This window comes from Bilophila sp., from assembly GCF_057864385.1.
The window spans coordinates 30,782-48,016 of the sequence record NZ_DBMAFI010000021.1 but is presented as its reverse complement, the minus strand read 5'-3'; the positions used below and the strand labels follow the sequence as shown (position 1 = coordinate 48,016).

At 53.4% G+C, this 17,235-nt stretch carries 17 protein-coding genes; 3 read left to right on the top strand and 14 right to left on the bottom strand.

The genetic code is table 11. From position 1 onward, the window contains the following. Nucleotides 1-53: 53 nt before the first annotated feature. From ACZM8Y_RS08795 to ACZM8Y_RS08785, 3 genes are all read right to left on the bottom strand, one after another. The gene (locus ACZM8Y_RS08795) at nucleotides 54-1,991 is read right to left on the bottom strand and encodes a sigma 54-interacting transcriptional regulator (RefSeq protein ID WP_482332728.1); all 1,938 of its coding nucleotides are present in this window, start codon (nucleotides 1,989-1,991) and stop codon (nucleotides 54-56) included. Nucleotides 1,992-2,075: 84 nt separating this feature from the next. After that, nucleotides 2,076-2,240, bottom strand: a complete 165-nt coding sequence (locus tag ACZM8Y_RS08790; protein ID WP_482332734.1) for a hypothetical protein — start codon at nucleotides 2,238-2,240, stop codon at nucleotides 2,076-2,078. Nucleotides 2,241-2,310: 70 nt separating this feature from the next. Beyond that, nucleotides 2,311-3,579 (bottom strand): HD-GYP domain-containing protein, encoded by a 1,269-nt coding sequence (locus ACZM8Y_RS08785; protein ID WP_482332740.1) that lies wholly within the window; start codon nucleotides 3,577-3,579, stop codon nucleotides 2,311-2,313. Between the two features lie 1,350 nt (nucleotides 3,580-4,929). Between ACZM8Y_RS08785 and ACZM8Y_RS08780 the strand changes: the two genes are divergently transcribed. The 3 genes from ACZM8Y_RS08780 to ACZM8Y_RS08770 all read left to right on the top strand — a co-directional run bounded on the left by ACZM8Y_RS08780 (nucleotide 4,930) and on the right by ACZM8Y_RS08770 (nucleotide 8,229). Next, on the top strand, nucleotides 4,930-5,691 hold the full coding sequence (locus ACZM8Y_RS08780; RefSeq protein WP_308771207.1) for an HAD family hydrolase: 762 nt from the start codon (nucleotides 4,930-4,932) through the stop codon (nucleotides 5,689-5,691). A gap of 200 nt (nucleotides 5,692-5,891) precedes the next feature. Continuing rightward, nucleotides 5,892-7,739, top strand: coding sequence for a DNA helicase RecQ (gene recQ / locus ACZM8Y_RS08775; protein ID WP_482334184.1), 1,848 nt, complete (start codon nucleotides 5,892-5,894; stop codon nucleotides 7,737-7,739). Nucleotides 7,740-8,019: 280 nt separating this feature from the next. Next, nucleotides 8,020-8,229, top strand: a complete 210-nt coding sequence (locus tag ACZM8Y_RS08770) for a hypothetical protein (RefSeq protein ID WP_337431303.1) — start codon at nucleotides 8,020-8,022, stop codon at nucleotides 8,227-8,229. A 679-nt stretch (nucleotides 8,230-8,908) separates the two neighbouring features. On the opposite strand, the gene ACZM8Y_RS08765 is transcribed toward ACZM8Y_RS08770, so the two are convergent. From ACZM8Y_RS08765 to terL, 11 genes are all read right to left on the bottom strand, one after another. Continuing rightward, nucleotides 8,909-9,997 carry a tyrosine-type recombinase/integrase gene (locus ACZM8Y_RS08765; RefSeq protein WP_337431302.1) on the bottom strand — a complete coding sequence of 363 codons (1,089 nt, stop codon included), beginning with the start codon at nucleotides 9,995-9,997 and terminating at the stop codon, nucleotides 8,909-8,911. A 188-nt stretch (nucleotides 9,998-10,185) separates the two neighbouring features. Further along, nucleotides 10,186-11,091 (bottom strand): BRO family protein, encoded by a 906-nt coding sequence (locus ACZM8Y_RS08760; RefSeq protein WP_482334187.1) that lies wholly within the window; start codon nucleotides 11,089-11,091, stop codon nucleotides 10,186-10,188. A gap of 123 nt (nucleotides 11,092-11,214) precedes the next feature. Continuing rightward, nucleotides 11,215-11,490 carry a hypothetical protein gene (locus ACZM8Y_RS08755; protein ID WP_482334190.1) on the bottom strand — a complete coding sequence of 92 codons (276 nt, stop codon included), beginning with the start codon at nucleotides 11,488-11,490 and terminating at the stop codon, nucleotides 11,215-11,217. 94 nt (nucleotides 11,491-11,584) lie between these two features. Next, a complete protein-coding gene (locus tag ACZM8Y_RS08750) occupies nucleotides 11,585-11,782 on the bottom strand; it encodes a hypothetical protein (RefSeq protein ID WP_302552249.1) in 198 nt (65 codons plus the stop codon). A gap of 245 nt (nucleotides 11,783-12,027) precedes the next feature. Continuing rightward, on the bottom strand, nucleotides 12,028-12,651 hold the full coding sequence (locus tag ACZM8Y_RS08745) for a hypothetical protein (protein ID WP_489501707.1): 624 nt from the start codon (nucleotides 12,649-12,651) through the stop codon (nucleotides 12,028-12,030). A 43-nt stretch (nucleotides 12,652-12,694) separates the two neighbouring features. Beyond that, nucleotides 12,695-13,147 (bottom strand): hypothetical protein, encoded by a 453-nt coding sequence (locus tag ACZM8Y_RS08740; RefSeq protein WP_482334194.1) that lies wholly within the window; start codon nucleotides 13,145-13,147, stop codon nucleotides 12,695-12,697. Nucleotides 13,148-13,261: 114 nt separating this feature from the next. Further along, a complete protein-coding gene (locus ACZM8Y_RS08735; RefSeq protein ID WP_482334196.1) occupies nucleotides 13,262-13,426 on the bottom strand; it encodes a hypothetical protein in 165 nt (54 codons plus the stop codon). Between the two features lie 190 nt (nucleotides 13,427-13,616). Then, nucleotides 13,617-13,844: a hypothetical protein gene (locus tag ACZM8Y_RS08730; protein WP_486850113.1), complete on the bottom strand. Its 228-nt coding sequence runs from the start codon at nucleotides 13,842-13,844 to the stop codon at nucleotides 13,617-13,619. Between the two features lie 339 nt (nucleotides 13,845-14,183). Beyond that, nucleotides 14,184-14,393 carry a helix-turn-helix domain-containing protein gene (locus ACZM8Y_RS08725; RefSeq protein WP_482334198.1) on the bottom strand — a complete coding sequence of 70 codons (210 nt, stop codon included), beginning with the start codon at nucleotides 14,391-14,393 and terminating at the stop codon, nucleotides 14,184-14,186. Between the two features lie 3 nt (nucleotides 14,394-14,396). Continuing rightward, nucleotides 14,397-14,657, bottom strand: coding sequence for a hypothetical protein (locus ACZM8Y_RS08720; RefSeq protein WP_487473678.1), 261 nt, complete (start codon nucleotides 14,655-14,657; stop codon nucleotides 14,397-14,399). Nucleotides 14,658-15,871: 1,214 nt separating this feature from the next. Beyond that, a complete protein-coding gene (gene terL, locus ACZM8Y_RS08715; protein ID WP_489501706.1) occupies nucleotides 15,872-17,233 on the bottom strand; it encodes a phage terminase large subunit in 1,362 nt (453 codons plus the stop codon). Nucleotides 17,234-17,235: the final 2 nt, after the last annotated feature.

Genomic DNA, 17,235 nt, shown 5'->3' with positions numbered 1-17,235 from the left:
ATGGGGCGGTTGTTGCCGTGTGCCCCCAGAGGGCACACGCTTGGATGCCAAGCCTACTTCTCGATATATTTCTGTAGCTTGCGCCACAGCGTGGTACGGTCTATGCCGAGCCTCCGGGCCGCTTGGGTTCGGTTCCCGCCGCATGCGCGCAGGGCCTCGAACAGCCTGTCCTTTTCGCCGTCCGGCATGGTGCCGTATACGGCCTCCGGGGGGAAGGGGGCGGGCGCCGCCGGAAGCAGGGGCGGCGGCACCTCCTCAATGTCCTCCGGGTACAGGGCCCTGTTGAGATCCGCCGAGGTCAGGACGGCCCGGTTGCGGCGCAGGACGGCGGCCCGCTCCACGACGTTGCGCAGTTCCCGCGCGTTGCCCGCGAACGGGTATTCCCGGAGCAGGCGGAGGGAGTCCGGTTCGACCTTCGGCAGGGCTTCGCGGTTCTTCCAGCAGAATTTCTTGAGGAAAAAGTGGAACAGCTCGATGACGTCCTCCCCCCTGCGGCGCAGGGGCGGGATCGTGATTTTCAACACGTCGAGGCGGTAGAGCAGATCCTGCCGGAAGCGTCTGGCGGCGACGAGCTTGTGGAGGTTGACGTTGGTCGCCGAGATGATGCGCACGTCCACGGCGATCACCCGGTCGTCGCCGATGCGCCGGACTTCGTGCTCTTGGAGCACGCGCAGGAGCTTGCTCTGCATGTTCAGCGGGATTTCGGATATTTCATCGAGGAACAGCGTCCCGTTGTGGGCCACTTCAAAAAGCCCCATCTTGCCGCCGCGCGTCGTCCCGGTGAATGCGCCTTCCACATAGCCGAAGAGTTCGCTTTCAAGCAGGTTTTCGGGCAGGGCCGCGCAGTTGATGGCTACGAAGGGCCCGTTGCGGCGCTGGCTGGCGTTGTGGATGCCCTGCGCGAACAGCTCCTTGCCCGTCCCCGTCTCGCCCACGATCAGGATGTTGGACGAGGCCGCGGCGTAGCGGCAGGCATCCTCTATGGTCTCGTCGATGAGCCGGCTGCAATGTACGATGTCCGAAAGCTGGTGCTTGGCGGTCAGCCCCCTGTTGCTCAGTTTCTTGCGGATATGCCCTTCGAGTTGCTGGACTTTGTCCACGTTCTGGAAGCTGATGACGACGCCCGCCGCGACCCCGTTGATGGCTACCGGCGTACAGTCGAAGGTGATGGACACGCCGCGCACCTTGCGGATTTCGCCTTGTATTTCCGTACAGTCGCGCATCGACCGGGTGAAGCTGTCCATCATGCAGGGGAAGGCCGTTTCGAGGGGCACGTCCTTGAGCGGGGCGTCGCGCATGAGGCAGGCGGCGGGGTTGTCCCGTCGGATGATCCCGGAGGCGTCCACGTAGAGAAGGCCGTCCTTCACCGACTCCGTGATGATTTTATAGGCCTCGGTCTGGATGCGCTCGTGCTGGACAAGAGTGACCGCCCGGATGGCTTCCTCCAGCGACTGCGCATAGGTTTCCCGGCCCGTGCGCAGCAGGATGGCGGGAAGGCCCAGAAGCCCCGCGTCCTGCTGTACGGAATAGCCGCCGACGATGACGTCGCAGCCGTCCTGCTTGGCCAGCTCCAGCGCGTGCCGGATCTCCGCCGCGCATTCCGGGATGTAGACGCGGATGCCGCAGCCGAACATGCCGGAAAACTGTTCGATGCCGTTGAACGCGTTGTAAAAGCCGACGAAACCGATGCGGCGCGGCTGGAAACGGCGCTGGCACTCCTGAATGGAGCGGATGACGTCGTAGCCGGAAATGGCGATGTCGATGATGGGGACGCCCAGCCCCTGCGCCTTCAGCCGCCGGGCGGAATAGCCGCGGGCGATGACGGCGTCGCAGTCGCGCAGCTCCGAGAGATCGAGCCTGTCCACGGTTGCGGTGATGATGCGGTTGTCGATGCGCCCGCGCTGGGGATGGGCCGCGATGACGTCCTGCACGATCCTTTCCATTTCCGGGTAAGGGGAAATGCTGACGATGCGGATTTGAGGCAGCGGCATAGTCCTGCTCGTTTGTTTGAGTGTCCTGAGGGCCTTTCGGCGGCAACGATGCCCCCGGAACGGGCTTTGCCGGAAGGCCCGCCTTCAAAAGCCGTCGCCCGAAGCCGTCGTTTGGGGCTGCCGTCCGGCGATGAGGCCGGGAACAGGGCCGGAAACCCCGCCCACGGGACGCTCGCCGACCGCCCGGAATGCCTCCGCCGCGGCAGGACGCGTACCCGCAGGAAGCCCGCCCCCGCATCCGGGCATCATCCACGCCCTTCCCGCAAGGCGAACCCGTCACCGGCAGATCCGCCGTGTCCAACTGACTAATATCAAATGCCTAATCCAGCAAGAGCGCGTCGGGCTCGGCACAGGCGGCGTGCAGGGCCCGGAAGCCTTGCCTCGCCTCCGCCTGCGTGGATGCCCGGACGGTATTAAGCTCTTCGGCGTGGCCGCACAGCATCCCGACCAGATCGCCGTCAAGATGCCCCTGCTTCACCATGTCCTGCATAATGCGCAGGGCTTCGGGCGGCGTCATGCCCGCACGGTAGGGCCTGTCTTCGGTAAGCGCCGTGAACACGTCCGCAATAGCCATGATCCGCGCGGGGATGGGGAGTTCCCTGTCCTTCAGGCCCAGCGGGTAGCCCCTGCCGTCCATCCGTTCGTGGTGGCCCCCGCCCCAGGCGCTCACAAGCCCGAAGCCGGGCACGGCGTCCAGCCACAGGCGGCTGAGGTCGACGTGGCGTTTCATCTTGGGGAATTCCTCGTCGGTCAGCTTGCCGGGCTTTTCGAGCAGCGACAGCGGGATGCCGAGTTTCCCGATGTCGTGGAGCATGCCCGCGACGAACAGCGTGTCGAGGTCGTCCCGCCCGATGCCCGCCAGCCGTCCGAGCGCTGCGGCGGTATGGGCCACGCCCGTGGAATGGGTGGCGGTAAAGGGGCTGCACGAGTCGATGACGTGCCCGAAAAGGGTACTGAACTGAATGATTTCCTGAGGCTCAAGGAGCCTGTCGCCGTAGCGCCGCCGGAAGGGGCCGGGAAGGTGCCTGTGCGCCCCGGCGAGGCCCCTGAGCGTTTCCTCATCGTGCAGGATGTCCAGCATGGCCTCGGCGTGATCGGGCGAGTGGACACCGGGGCGGCGCTGGCGCACCTTGCGTTCCGCATCTTCCACGGCCTCCCTGAAATCCTTTTTGGCGCGCAGATTCACATCCACGCGATCCGCGATATTGATGAGGCTGCCCTCACGGGCGGCGCTCCCCCTGTCGCACGCCTTTTCCCAATACATATGGTGGAAGCGCACCCGCTCGGCTTCTTCGGCCAGCGTGGGGCAGCTTTGCAGGAACAGGCAGCCCGCTTGGGGATGGAGGTATCGCTCGCGCTCGAAGATGAGGTCTTCCGCGCTGGTTTTCAGGGGAATGACCCCCACATCGTGCATGATCCCGGCAAGGAAAAGCCGTTCGCGCTCCCCGGCGGAAAGGCCGAGGCGTTCGGACAGCCTGTCGAGCAGGAACCCCACCCGCATGTGGTGCCCGGTCAGCGCCGGATGCACCTGATCCAGCGCATTGGAGAAGGCTAGGATCAAATCGTAAAGTTTGATGCGCAGTTGCATGGCGTACCCGAAAAGGAGCGAAGATGTCCGCCGGCACGGGGCATCGGCAGAAGGTTACCGGAGGATATGGGGTCTGCCGCAAAAGTCAACAGCGGGGAGGAGGGAGGTTGGATAGAGGATTGGGAGAGAAGAGATTGGGAGGGGAGGAGGAACCTTTCTGAAGAAAGGCTTCCTCCTCCCCTCCCAAACCCACCCCTCCTCTTCCCAAGACTTTTGACTTTATCGAATCCCTTATCTCAGGCGGGGGAATGGACGGCATTTTTGGGGGGAGGGGGATTGGGGAATGGCGTGAATTGCCCGGAGCGGCACCGGATTTTTGTATGGCTGTGCCATAGGAAACGGCTGATGTTTTATTCCTTGAAACTTCAAAGGAATAAACCGACAACATATCTTAGCTATGGATTCCGTTAATGGAAAAACTGGATAAAAAGGCTGCATTTTCACCGCGCTGTGGAGATGAAACAACTACATACTGTGACAGAACCTTTTGTATGTGGCCTTGTCGTTAGGTGTAATCAGTATATTTCCATAATCCCCCATCTTCACAAGGCTTTTGATTTTATCGAATCCCCCATCTCAGGTGGGGAATGGGCGGCATTTTTGGGGTAATTGGGGAATGGTGCGGATCGCCCAGAGCGGTAGCCGGATTTTTGTATGGCTGTGCCATAGGAAACGGCTGATGCTTTATTCCTTGAAACTTCAAAGGAATAACCCAACAAGATATCTTAGTATGGATTCCGTTAATGAAAAAAACTGGATAAAAAGGCTGTATTTTCACCGTCTTGTGGAGATAGAACAACCGCATACTACGACAGCGCCTTTTGTATGTGCCCTTGTCATTAGGTGTGCCAGTATATTTCCACAATCCCTTCATCTTCCCAAGACGTTTGACTGATGGGGAGGCTGTGCGTAAGGAGTTCGTTCCGGTATGTTTTTGAAAGGCCTTGCATAGCATGTGGTTGTTTTATCTCCACAGCACGCTGAAAATACCTCCTTTTTATCCCGTTTTCCGTTGGCGGAATTCATGGTTGGGGCATTTTATTAGTTATTCCTTTGGAGTTTCAAGGAAAAAAGCATCAACACTTCCCATGATACAGCCTTTTGAAAAAGTTCCTTTGGGCCGTATAAAGTAGAGATGTCCCCGTAGCCTCCATTACCCCGCTAAGCGTTTGCTTTGGCGGCTTGCCGCCGAAGCAAACGCGCTGCCGGGTCAAGGGGCGGCTCGCCCCTTGCGGAGTGCAGAGGCAGCGCCTCTGCCGGGGTTCCAGGGGCGGAGCCCCTGTACTCGTCCCGGTTTCCGGGGTTGCGTGGGACTGGGTTCGGCTATAGAGGTTGGGGAGGAGGAAGCGCATGAAGATAGCGGCCTGCGATTTTGACGGAACCCTGTTCCGCGACGGTGTGGTGAGCGAAGCCGATCTTGAGGCCATAGCGGGCTGGAGGCGTTTGGGGAACGCTTTCGGGATCGTGACGGGCCGGGGCCGGAACACGCTCCTGCGCGACGTGAAGCGGTTCAACATCCCCTACGATTTTTTGATCTGCAATAACGGCGCGATGATCTGTGACGAACAGGCGCAGGATGTGTATTGCGCGGCCCTGCCTGAGCCGGTGCGCGCCGAAATCATGGATCATCCGGGTATGCGGGCAAGTTCGCAGTGCGCGTTCTTCGCGGGGACGTCCATTTTTACCCACGCGGATAAGACGGACTATTGGATCCTTAAAGATCATGTGCTCCCCCGGCTTTCCCCCTCGGAGGCCCTGCGTATGCCCGGACTGCATCAGATCAGCCTCGCCTACGCCGAACCCGGCGAATCGGCGGCGTGGTCTGAAGCCCTTGCGGAAGATTGCGGGGGGAATGCGGGCGTGCATTTCAGCAATATCTGCATCGACATCACCGCCCCGGACGTGAGCAAGGCCGCGGGCATGGCACGCCTGCTTGAGCTGCGGCGCTGGGGCGAAGCCAAGGAAGTGCTCGTCATCGGCGATGATATGAATGACCTCCCCATGATCCGCCATTTCAGCGGCTATGCCGTAGCCAATGCCGCGCCGGAGGTCCGGGACGCGGCGTCCTCCGTGTTCCTGAGCGTCGGCCAGATGTTGCGGGAACGGGCGTAGGGGCTAGCGGCAAAGGGGAGGGCCGGAGGCTTTCTTCTCCGCTCCTCCAAAGGCGCTCAGCCCTGCCGTGGGGAGGGATGCAGGCGGGAAGCGTATGCCGGGCCTGGCCGTGGAGGGCGGGAAGGGCGCGCGGCATGGGCTTGCGTTTTGGTGCGGAAGGTTGGTGGACGGGCTGTTTTCCAATAACGGCAAGGAGAGGCATGATGGGACATGGCAGGACAGGGGGATGGGGCGATGCCGAACTGTATGGGGCGCTGGCCCGGATATTTGGTTATACGGCCTTCCGTCCGCATCAGCTTGAGATTGTAAAGGGGATTCTCGGCGGGCATGACTCGCTTTCCATCATGCCCACGGGCGGGGGGAAAAGCCTGTGCTTTCAGTTGCCGTCATATTTGATGGATGGCGTATGCGTGGTGATCAGCCCGCTGATCTCGCTGATGAAGGATCAGGTGGATGCCGCCTGCGCCAATGGGTTGCGGGCCGCCGCGCTCAACAGCTCGCTGTCCCCCGGCGGGCACAGGGCCGTGCGGGAGGCGCTGGCCTCCGGCGGGCTGGACTTGCTGTACATTTCGCCCGAACGCCTGAGCGCGCCCGGCTTCTGGGACGCGCTGGCCTCATGGCCCGTCTCTTTCTTCGCCATTGACGAGGCGCACTGCATTTCCCAGTGGGGGCACGATTTCCGCCCGGATTATCTGGCGCTTTCCGGGCTTGTCGAACGCTTCCCCCAGTGCCCGGTGGCGGCGTTCACGGCCACGGCCACGCCTGAGGTGGAGCGCGACATCCTTTCCCGGCTCGGCCTGCGGGAGCCCCGGCTGATCCGGGCTTCGTTCGACCGCCCGAACCTTTTCTATCATGTTCTGCCCAAAGAGGAGCCCCATGCCCAGCTGCTTTCATTCCTTGGCGAGCACGCAGGGGAATCGGGCATCGTCTACCGGGCCACGCGCCGGAAAGTTGAAGAGACCGCCGCATTCCTCCAGAAAAAAGGCGTGAAGGCCGAGGCTTATCATGCCGGTTTGCCCGATGCTGAGCGTATGCGCGTGCAGGAGGCCTTTCGGCGGGACGAGTGCCCCGTTGTGGTGGCGACGGTGGCCTTCGGCATGGGCATCGACAAGCCCGACGTGCGTTTTGTGGTGCATCTCGACCTGCCGAAAAACGTGGAGGGCTATTATCAGGAAACGGGCCGGGCCGGGCGTGACGGCGATCCCGCGCACTGCCTGTTGCTTTACAGTGCGGCGGATATGGCGCAGCTGCTCTATTTCGCGCGTCAGACCGAGGATGAAGGGCAGAGGGGCATTGCGGAAAAACACGCCTACGCCATGCTGGAGTATGCGGAACGCAACCAGTGCCGCCGCAAGGCGCTGCTGGCGTATTTCGGGGAAGATTTCGCGGAGCCCAATTGCGGAGGGTGCGACGTATGCACCGGGGAGATACAGGAGGAAGATTACACCATCGAGGCGCAGAAGGCGCTCTCCGCAATGGTGAGAAGCGGGTGCCGCTTCGGGCGGGTGCTCATCATGGACATCCTGATGGGGGCGGATAACCGCCGCATCCGGGAAACCGGCTTTCAGCATCTGCCCACCTATGGCGTGGGCAAGGATCGGACGCGCCGTTTCTGGAAATACTTGATCGATGCCCTGATCCGTCAGGGGCTGGTTGCCGTGGAAGGTGAAGAATATCCATATCTGCGTGTTACCGAAGCCGGGTGGGGGACGCTGCGGGGCGCCCCATTCCGTGCCCTGCGGATCGTGGAAACGCGCGCCCGCCGAAACCGGGCGGAACGTGACGGGACGGCGCAGAGTGTGGATGTGGACGATACGCTGTTCCAGCTCCTGCGCGCGGAACGCCGCAGGCTGGCGGAAGCCGCGCAGGTGCCGCCGTATGTGGTATTCCATGACCGTGCCCTGCGGGAAATGGCGGCAGGAAAGCCGGACAGCCGCGAGGCCATGCTCGGCATCGCCGGGGTTGGGGAAAGGAAGCTGGCGCAATACGGCGACGCCTTCCTTGCCGTGATTGCGCGGTACGTTGCGGAAGGCGGGCGTACCTCTTGAATGGTTTTGGTTGGCTGTGCCATAGGAAACGGCTGACGTTTTTTTGAAGTTCCAAAGGGATAAACGGCAACAGGCCCCAGCCATAAGGCACGCCGACGGAAAAACTGGAGAAAAAGGCTGTTTTTCACCATGCTGCGGAGGTGAAACAGTCATATCCTACTGTCAGGGCCTTTTGGCTGCTCCTTGAACATAAAGGCCCTGTCATGGCATATGGTTATTTTGTCTCGCAATATGCTGAAAAATAGATATTTTTTCTCCGATTTTTCCGCTGGTGGGCTCCATGGTTGGGGGCGTTTTATTGGTTATTTCTTTGGAATCTCAAAAGGCTCCGTTATGGCATGCGGTTGTTCCATCTCCACAGCGCGATGAAAATACAGCCTTTTTCTTCAGCTTTCCCTTGGCGGAATCCATAGCCAAGGCATTTTTCCGGTTATCCCTTTGGAGTTTCAAGGAAAAAAGCATTAACCGTTTTTATGCCACAGCCTTTTAAAAAAGCGTCAGCCGTTTCCTATGGCACAGCCCAAATAACACGCGGTTTTTGGGGAAATATTCTGAAGCCGACGCCATCCAGAAGCCTGGGGACATGCCGGAGCCCGGCTGTTCCGGGGGAGGCTGGAGGTTGGGGCGGATAGCCTGCTTCTGCCGGGCCGGAAGCGTGGGGCCTTCCCAATGGCGTCCTCGCGCGTCCTTTCCCTCCGCTGGCCATGCGTTCTTTCCAGCCCGCCTTTCCTTCAGTACAGCCATGACGGGAAGAAGCGCGGGCCGTTGCCTGCATCATTGTGTACGCCCCCAACCTTCTCCCTATCTATATGTGCGCTCCGTCAGAAGCCGCGTTCCGCCATCGCACATGTCAAAAGGGACGGCTGTAAGGCCGCCCCTTTTTGTATCAACAAACTGTATCCACGCGCGGCGGTAAGCCCCCTTTTTTTCCTTTGTGCCGCCTCACGTTGCATTTTCTTCGTGCACGGCAGAACCTGAACGCAAGGCCGAGGCTTCCCGGCAAACCGGATTTTAAGAGGAACTTTTTATGGTTATCGTTTGTTTTTAGTTGGTTACAAGTTGTTTTCATTTGCATATAACTGCATATTCAGGTGCTTTGCATCGTCCGTAGCCCCAAAAGACGATAATTGCAAATACTCCTCCCCTCACACGATTCCCCTTGCTTCTTCTTATTTTTTCGCCATGTTGCTGAGAAATTGCGCTGCCGTCATGAGGTTCTTCGGCATAAGGTGGGTGTAGCGCACGGTTGTTTGCAGGTTGGTATGGCCCATCCATTCCTTGATGATCAGGGCATTCTCTCCCGATTGTGCGAGGCGGGTGGCGCAGGTGTGGCGAAGCATGTGGGGTACGAACTGAGGATCGTCTTCACGGCCCATTTGAACCCGGAGCTTATCCCAAAGACGCCTGAACCATTCGGAGGAACCTTTGGGAAAGAGTTTCCCGGTTCCCCCTACCAGTTCCATGCGGTACTCGATAATCGGGCGGATGGTATCCACGATGGGGATGGTACGCGGATGCCCGTTTTTGGTTTTCCAAAAGGTGATTGTCCCAAGCTCAAGATCGACGTCGCGGCACTCAAGACGCCACAGTTCCCCGCAGCGGCATCCCGTATAGAGGAGGACGAGAAACGCCTGTCCATGTTCCGTATAGTCAAGCTGGTCAATAATGCGAAGGGCCGTGCGTTCTTCTTCGACCGTGAGGAAACAGACGCGGTGGCTTCCTTCGGGGCGGCGCGGCATCTTGGGGAGCCATTTGAGCTTGCCCCGTTCGTAGGCTGTCGTCATCATGCGGGACAGCGAAGACAGCTTGCGGTTGATGGTGCTGCCGGAATTGCCTTTTCGGGAAAGGTATTCAGCATAATCGTCAATCCAGTCGGGATCGATTTCATCCAGCCGTGTACGGGGGCCGAAGAACGCACACACTTCTTTGGCGTTGCGTATGGCGCATTCGCTGCCTCCTTGCCCTTCGTGCCAGTACATGGTGCTCGTCCGTTCGAGAGCGGCTTCGATCGTCCATGAAGTGCCCCTTTTGCCGTCATCGACGCGGTGGGTACGTTTTTTTGCGGGGAGCCGCTTCCCTTCGATGCCCATTTCCAACTCATTCAATAATTCGGAGCGTACCGTCAGAGCTTCTTCTATCGAGCGGGCTTGCCTGCTTCTACGCTTATAGTTGACGCACACACTGACCACATACTTGCCATTAGGCAATAATCGTATCCCGTTCGGGAGCCTTTTACCGCTTTCAATATCCTGCTTCATAATAAATGCCTTCCATGAGCTTTGCTGATTCTTCAATAATTTCCGAGACAGTCTCGTCGGGTAATGGTATCGAATAATCGTTGTTTTCGTCGTACATGCGTTTCATCCCTTGATGTTGCGTCCAAAGGGCAAAGAAAAGCCGGGTTGGAATAGTCCTTCCCGGCTTTTATGGGTTAAGATGCCGCCGCCTATGCCTTCAATAATTTCCTCAATGCCTCAATCCCTTTCGGCGTGAAGTAGCCTTGTGTGCAGGGCATCCCATTGAGGGAACTTGTACGGTGTTTTACCTGCATATATCCCGCGTCAATGATCGGCTGCATGGGGATGTTCGCACCGTCAAAGCCCTTGAACAGCCATTTGTGTGGCTTTTCGCGCAGGAACGCCGTGAGCTTGCGGGCGGGCATGTCGAACAGCTTGGCGGCTTCGGTAGGCGTGAGAAGATCGCGGCTGTCAACAAGGGCGTCGTAATAATCGGCCTTGGGCTTGGCTTCGGCCAGTTCCGCCTTGAGGGTTTCGGTTCTGGACAATAATACCTGCATGGCCTCAAGGATAAGCTGATCTTCGGTTTTGGGGTTGGCGGCAGGGGAAGCGGGGGCGACGCGGCCGTACCCGCCCGTTTTGCGGATGGAGGGCAAGACGTCCTCGCATACCCACGTTTGGAACTGTTCGGCGGCGGGGAGTTTGGAGCGCATGACAAGGCGGTAAACGTCGGATTCGGGAATAATGTTGATGCCGCGAGGAGAGGAGGTCAAACCCGCCATTTTAGCGGGTTTTAACACTTTCGCATGGTTGCAATAATTTCTTACGGCTTTATCAAGATCGCTGTATCCCAAACACTCCGCAACATCCTTTCCCACAAACCAGATGTTCCCCTCATGCCATACCGTCCGAACTTTTTGTTTCGTCACCGGGAAAACGAACGTACCGGAAACGGGAGGCATGGTAGCGGCGGCGGGAACAGCGGGCAAGGCGGCATCCACAGCGGGTTGATGTTGCTGTTGTTGCGTTTCCGGCTGATTTACGGCCTTTGACGTTACGGTAACGTCATGCACAAGGATGATCTTCCCGGTCTTTTTGTCTACTGTGTAACCCATGCGATAATCTCCTTTTCATATTGCTTAATATTCATATTCAAAAATACCATTGCCACAATGAAAAGGCGGAACAACCTGCACTATATTGAGGTGTTCCGCCTTTTGATGTTTCAATGATATGTACTAATTAAATATAATTTTATTGAATACTTTAACAGCTTCAATGTTATCTTTGTGGGCGTCAATTAAGGCAGATTGAGCTTGTTCAAGGCTCTTTTCTAACTCCTTTATAATATTTTTACATTCAGAACATCTATGTGTAGCCGCTTCTAAATGTATATAGGCGTCGATTATTCGTTTAATCTTATGAATAGCCGCTTTATTACCAAACTTTCCACGAGCACAATCCTTCACAACAGAATTAATATACCCCAAACAATCTTCACTATTATCAAGCATATAAATACCCTTTTAAATTATATTCTACTTTACGCAACGTATATTTTCAACCTGTTCCGCTTTTTGATGTTCCAATGGTGTTGATATGTTCATGTCAACATATCAACCGTCCTGAAAAGCTGTGATGCCAGTTTCCATTGCGGGCGCGGCGCGTAAGAAAGCAATCCGCAACGCCGCGCGTTTGAACGGCATATTCCATTGTGTTATAGGCATCCTTAGAAACCCGCTTTCCGTCAATAAAATAGGCGCAAGGCTTCCATTCACCATCACGAATGACAAGCAAAAATTCCATCCCTAAACCTCCCCGTTTACAATACGGCTTATTTCAGCATCAAGGGCATAGGCATATTCAAGGCTGTCTGTGTAGGTGCATCCTGCACGCCGTAAACGCCTGATAGCCTTTTCTGTAGCGTTGAACCGTCCGCAGATAGGCCATAACGTGCTGGTATCGTGCTGACGAAAGAGCCTGTTAATCTGGCGTATGGTCATATCGGAAACATCAATATTGTAGAATGTACACATAACTAACCTCATACCTTACGCAACACGCAAAAAGGGGTTTCCTATCTGCTCTGCCGTTAATCCCGGTAACAGCATCCAGTTTTTTGCCCATGCGGGTACTGGTTTGCGATATGCAAGCGCTGTTTCTTTTGCATATTCAAGACAAGCATTGAAATCATAGAAACCCCAACAAGATTCAATATTTTCTTCGGTTTCCATATCTACAATTACAAAACCGAACACTTCACCGTTAAGCCATTTTTCTAAATTATTATATTCAGAATAGAGGCAGTTACAAACTGTTTCCCATAATTTGCGAGACATCCGCTTACGTTTATACTCTTTGAAGATAGTTTCTCGTGTTGCATATATCACATAATCTTCATATTGTGTTGAACCTGTTACAAAGGCTGCCTTAGAGCGTGTAAGTTCTTCAAGGAAAGATTCAAACTTTGAAGGGCTGCAAAATGTTTCTAGTGTTCCGAGTGTGTCCCATTCATCAAATGGGTTTTGTGCATCGGGATCGTTATATATGTTGATAGTCATGTTGTAACCGTACTTTTCCGTTACAATGTTTTCAGTGTAAAAGGCATCCATTTTATTACTCCATTGTTGTTGATATTTGTTCCACCAATGAAAAAGGCGACTCGCTATAAACAAGTCGCCTTTTTGATGATTGAACAATGAACATCAATAGGAGAGGCTACTCCTGCTTATATTTAAACCCAAAATGTTGAAACATCTTTTCGCCTATATCGTCTGGGATTGGTGAATATTGCCGAGGCGTGAACCATTCCTGATACCAGTATCTAGCACTTTGAAATTTATATGAATCGCCACCATCAATCAGGCGAAATTCAATACCGGAAGCAGGGCCGCCAGTGCTTAAAAGAACATCCTTAACAAGGACAGTATCAATGCTAAGAATCCCCTCATTGTATGCGGTCAACAGCTTTTCATAAAGAGCAATCAATGCGTCTTCCTTTTCTTCCCCCGGCAACCGTTGCCATTCCTTAACGTCATTAGCGAAACCTTCATCCTTTGCATACTTGAGAATATCGCGCCAATAAAACGTATCGGAAGGCTCAAAGTTAAAAAGTGCCGTTTCGTTGTATGCCTTGCGCGCAATTTCCATTTCAGAAAGAAAAGTGCTCATATTTATTTCCCTTTACATTTGTTTGATGTTACAAAAAAAGGGCTCCGAAAAGCCCCAAGAAGATAAAAAAGCCGAGTAATAGAATGTTGATGATTATATAGAAAAGTTCCTTAATCATAGCGCATCCGTCAACTTATATTCACCATTCCGAAACGTAAGCCACCACGTATGACCTGATTGCGTTGTGATCAAGTGAAATTCACCGTTTTCTTGATCTGGTAAGGTTGTTCCAAAAGAATACGCCAACGCTTCCGCATCGGCCTTTGTAAAGGTGTCCATATTGTTTTTCCTTGTGGCAATGATGAAGCTAAAAGAAAAGCCCTTTTGACGTTTGAACAACATCAAAAGGGCTTTTGCCTACGGTTATTATTGGGATGTTACTTTAACCAACCCTTGCGATAGGCAACATACGCGGCGACGCCCGCGCAAGTCATAACAACGCCTATAATGATATAAAGGATAGTAGCAGTCATTTCTTATCACCTCCAATTAACATATGGAGTACAAAACCAAAAACAATCAGCCAAAGGCCAATCAATGTTCCCACGCCGGAAACATCGGGAAGGCGTAGGGTAGCCGTTGCTACTAGCGCGATTCCTAAGCCTTGAAAGGTTGTTATGATGTATCTCATGATTAAATGTAACTCCTTTTGCAGAGGTTGGCAATTATCGCTCTTTTCGTTTGTTTCTGACTCCATGCCTTGCCGGATGGTTCCTTATGCTATGCGCCGATATATCCCAGAGAGTCCATAGGTTCCCCGGCTGATTGTCGTATGCAGTTGGGCAAGTGTGAGATCCGGCAAGGTGTTGGAAGCAAAAACTTGTTGTTCCTATCTGTTCTCTTTCTCTATTCTTGGCTGTTGCCTGCCGTGCAGGGTTCCAAAGAAGCCAAGGGCGGGATTGTCAAAGATTATTTAGTTTTTATCTACTAAATAAAGGTAAAAAGAAAGGGAATCAGGCTTAGGGCTTGTTCCCTTGCGTGACTCCTTTCTAGTAGATGTAAACTAAAAAGTCAAGTTTAAAATCGTAGGTATCTACTATTTTCTTTCAACTCCCCGATTCCCTTGACCATTCGCGCCTATTTTTTCCTGTTCCAATACCCACGCTTCAGGAATCAACCACGTTTTACCTACTTTATAGGCCGGAATCTTTCCAGCTTGGCAACTGTTCGCTAGAGTGCTCGTTGATGCGTACCCTAGCCTTTCCGCCGCTTCTTTTGTTGTGTAGTATCCCGGTAGTGCTGGCATATATCATCCTTGTGCTAGTCTTATTTTTTCTCTAATTAAAGCAAGCTCGTTTAAATTTAAACCTAGTTCAATATCAGTTATTGCTTTTTTATATTGTTCGCTCTCAAATTGTCTTTTTAACTGGTCATTTTTTAAAAGAAATGTTTTCAATTCCCATAGTGGAGGATATTTATCTTTAAAACTATTTGATGCGTAATATACAATTGCCAGTTTAAAAGGTTGTTTTTCTTTTTGTAACCCTTCTTGGATATAATAAAGGGCCATCAAGCCTTCTGTTATAATTTCTATTGGTTTTAATTTTTCTATATCTATATCAAGTAAGGCTATTCTACAAAAACCTATATGTACAATATTTATGAAAAGTTCATATCTTTTTTCTATTGGTGTATTGTTGATGGCTATATTTAAATTATCACAAAATGAATCAATTTGTTCTTCTCTTGTATCTCCTAATACTTTTATTTCTTTAGCTAAATATAAGTATTTTTCTTGTACGTCTGTTTTGTTTTCATCTGAGTAGGTTACAATATTTTCAGCTTTTGTTTTGTTTTCTATATAGTGATAGGCTCTTAAACAAAGGATAGCGGCAAGTGCTGCAATGATCTGTACCCCGATATTTTTTATTTTTCTTTATTCATTACTTGATAAGAGTGTTTTAATTGATTTTATTTAAATGAGAATAAAGTTTGCAGTCAATTCCTGAAAGCTGCAAATAAAGTTGTCACTTTTGCCAACTCTGGCCTTTTTTTCGTCCTGTTTCCGTCCTTATCAACCTCCAAACACCCTTGACCTCCCCCTATTCCCCCTCAACAGGATTATACATCCGACATACTACCGTATAATTTCGGCATGTTAGGTACATTTGATTGCAAATGAATTGCAAAACGGCCCATATATAGAGGTTTCAGCGGCTCGCCCCCTCACTGTGACCTTCCCCCTTCACCATGAGAGCGGGGGGGAGGGCATGGGGGGAAGGGAGGAGCAATCATATAACGGTAGGCCCTTCACATTTTTCAGCAAATTTTGGTCTGCCTATATGATAACGGAAAGGGAGCGGCAAGACAATGTACGAACCTATAAGGTAACATATAGATCCTGATCAATAAGGTGATCCTGATCTCTTTTAACTCTCTTTGTTTAGGGGCCACATTCAGTTCTTTAGGGTAACGTAAGATTTTTTAAGATACTGAAAGTAGCTTCTTGTCAAATTTCTTTTTCGCTCTCTCCGTAGGTGGAAGGTAATTCCAACTATCTTTCGATATTGAATAAATAGAAAATTTTATTAAAATTATCAAGTGTAATGATTTCAGTGGGTTAGAAGATCAGTATAATCATGGATCACAGATCATCCATCTTAATAAAATCAATATGTTAGAAAATGACCCTAGAAGGGGGGTCTTCCCCAAAAGGGGTAAGGGGGAGAGGTCTACGTACTACTCTTCCCCTCCTTCCCCCTCCCTCCCTTTCTTTTGCTATGACTACTCCTTTCTCCCTTTTCTTCTTCCCCTATCCCCCATCCAATTCCTTGATTTCTTTCTGGGGTAGCGGCTGGTGTCATCATTTGTTTTAACCACCGTACCGTGGAAGGTGAATATCATCTCTGAGAGGGTAGGGTTGTTCGTAATCCCGATCTTTACGCCAGTACCCCCCTTAGCATTCCCTTCCCATGCCTTCAATTCCTCCAGCATGAGGAGGTCTTGGCGAAGGGCCATCCTCTTGTCCACATCCTGCCCCATCTGTTCGACCCAGTACCCGACCGCCATAGCGAGACTGTCGAGGCGGTCGTCATGGGCGAGGCTTCCCTTGTCTCTGGTGATCCGGCTCATCTGGTACATGAGCTGGTACTTGAGGGCCGTCTCAGGGGGAAGGTTCTTGGTAGAGAGGTTGTAGTCCCAAAGGATGAGGTTCTTGTCGATGACGAGTTTGTGTTGGTTCATGACGGGTTCGAGGGTGTCGATGATCCGTGCTTCCTTCTGCTTGCTGTGCTTGACTTCTTCAATGCGGCAGGGGTGGGTCTTCGTGAAGTAGGGGCTGATGAGTTTGGTGAACATGCCGTCCCCGAAGTTGGCCTCGATGATGACATGGTTGACCGCCTGTTGCTTGGCAAGCTGGACGATGGAGGAGAGGGTGGCCTCGCTGTAGCCTTCCTGATAGGCCCGCATTGCCGTGGCGTACAGGTAGCCGTTCAGCATCTTCACGACGCATACGGAGGTTTCGTCCTTGCCTCGTCCAGCCGGGTCAATCGCCATGACGGAACCTGTGTACGGGAGCCATGTGCCGTGGAGGAAAGCGGGGCCATAGTACCTGCTGTCCCCGTTCAGGCCGACGCAGGGGACGTCGTTCAGGATGTTTGTAGTGCCCGCAGCCCATATGGGTTTCTCCGGGGCGTCGGTAGCCGAACACGACATGACAATCAGGTCCCCGAGCTTGAGGGGGTACTTCTCCATGTCGGAGAGCCGGGTGTCGAGCATGAACTGGAGCTGGAACCCGGAACGCCCATACGACAGCTCACGTTCGAGAAGGTCGTCGTCCGAGAACCTGCGCGGGTCCGTGGTGCACCCGACAAGGGTAGGGGAGTTTTCAAGTTGCTTGAGGATGAATGGGGCCAGCCGTTCGTTGCCGTAGTTGATGAGCTGGTCATCTGACGGATACCGTGCGGGCCATACGCGGACGGCATATCCACGGTCGGGCAGGGCGTTGTAGAGGGATTGTTCGGTCTGCGGAGTGCCGAGATACGTGATGGTGCCGCCGGGTTTCAGGATGGCGTCGAACTCTTTGACCGCTTCCGAGAGCTTGTCCCGCATGGATTGGGTGAATGAATTGTTTGGAACTTCAATCAAAG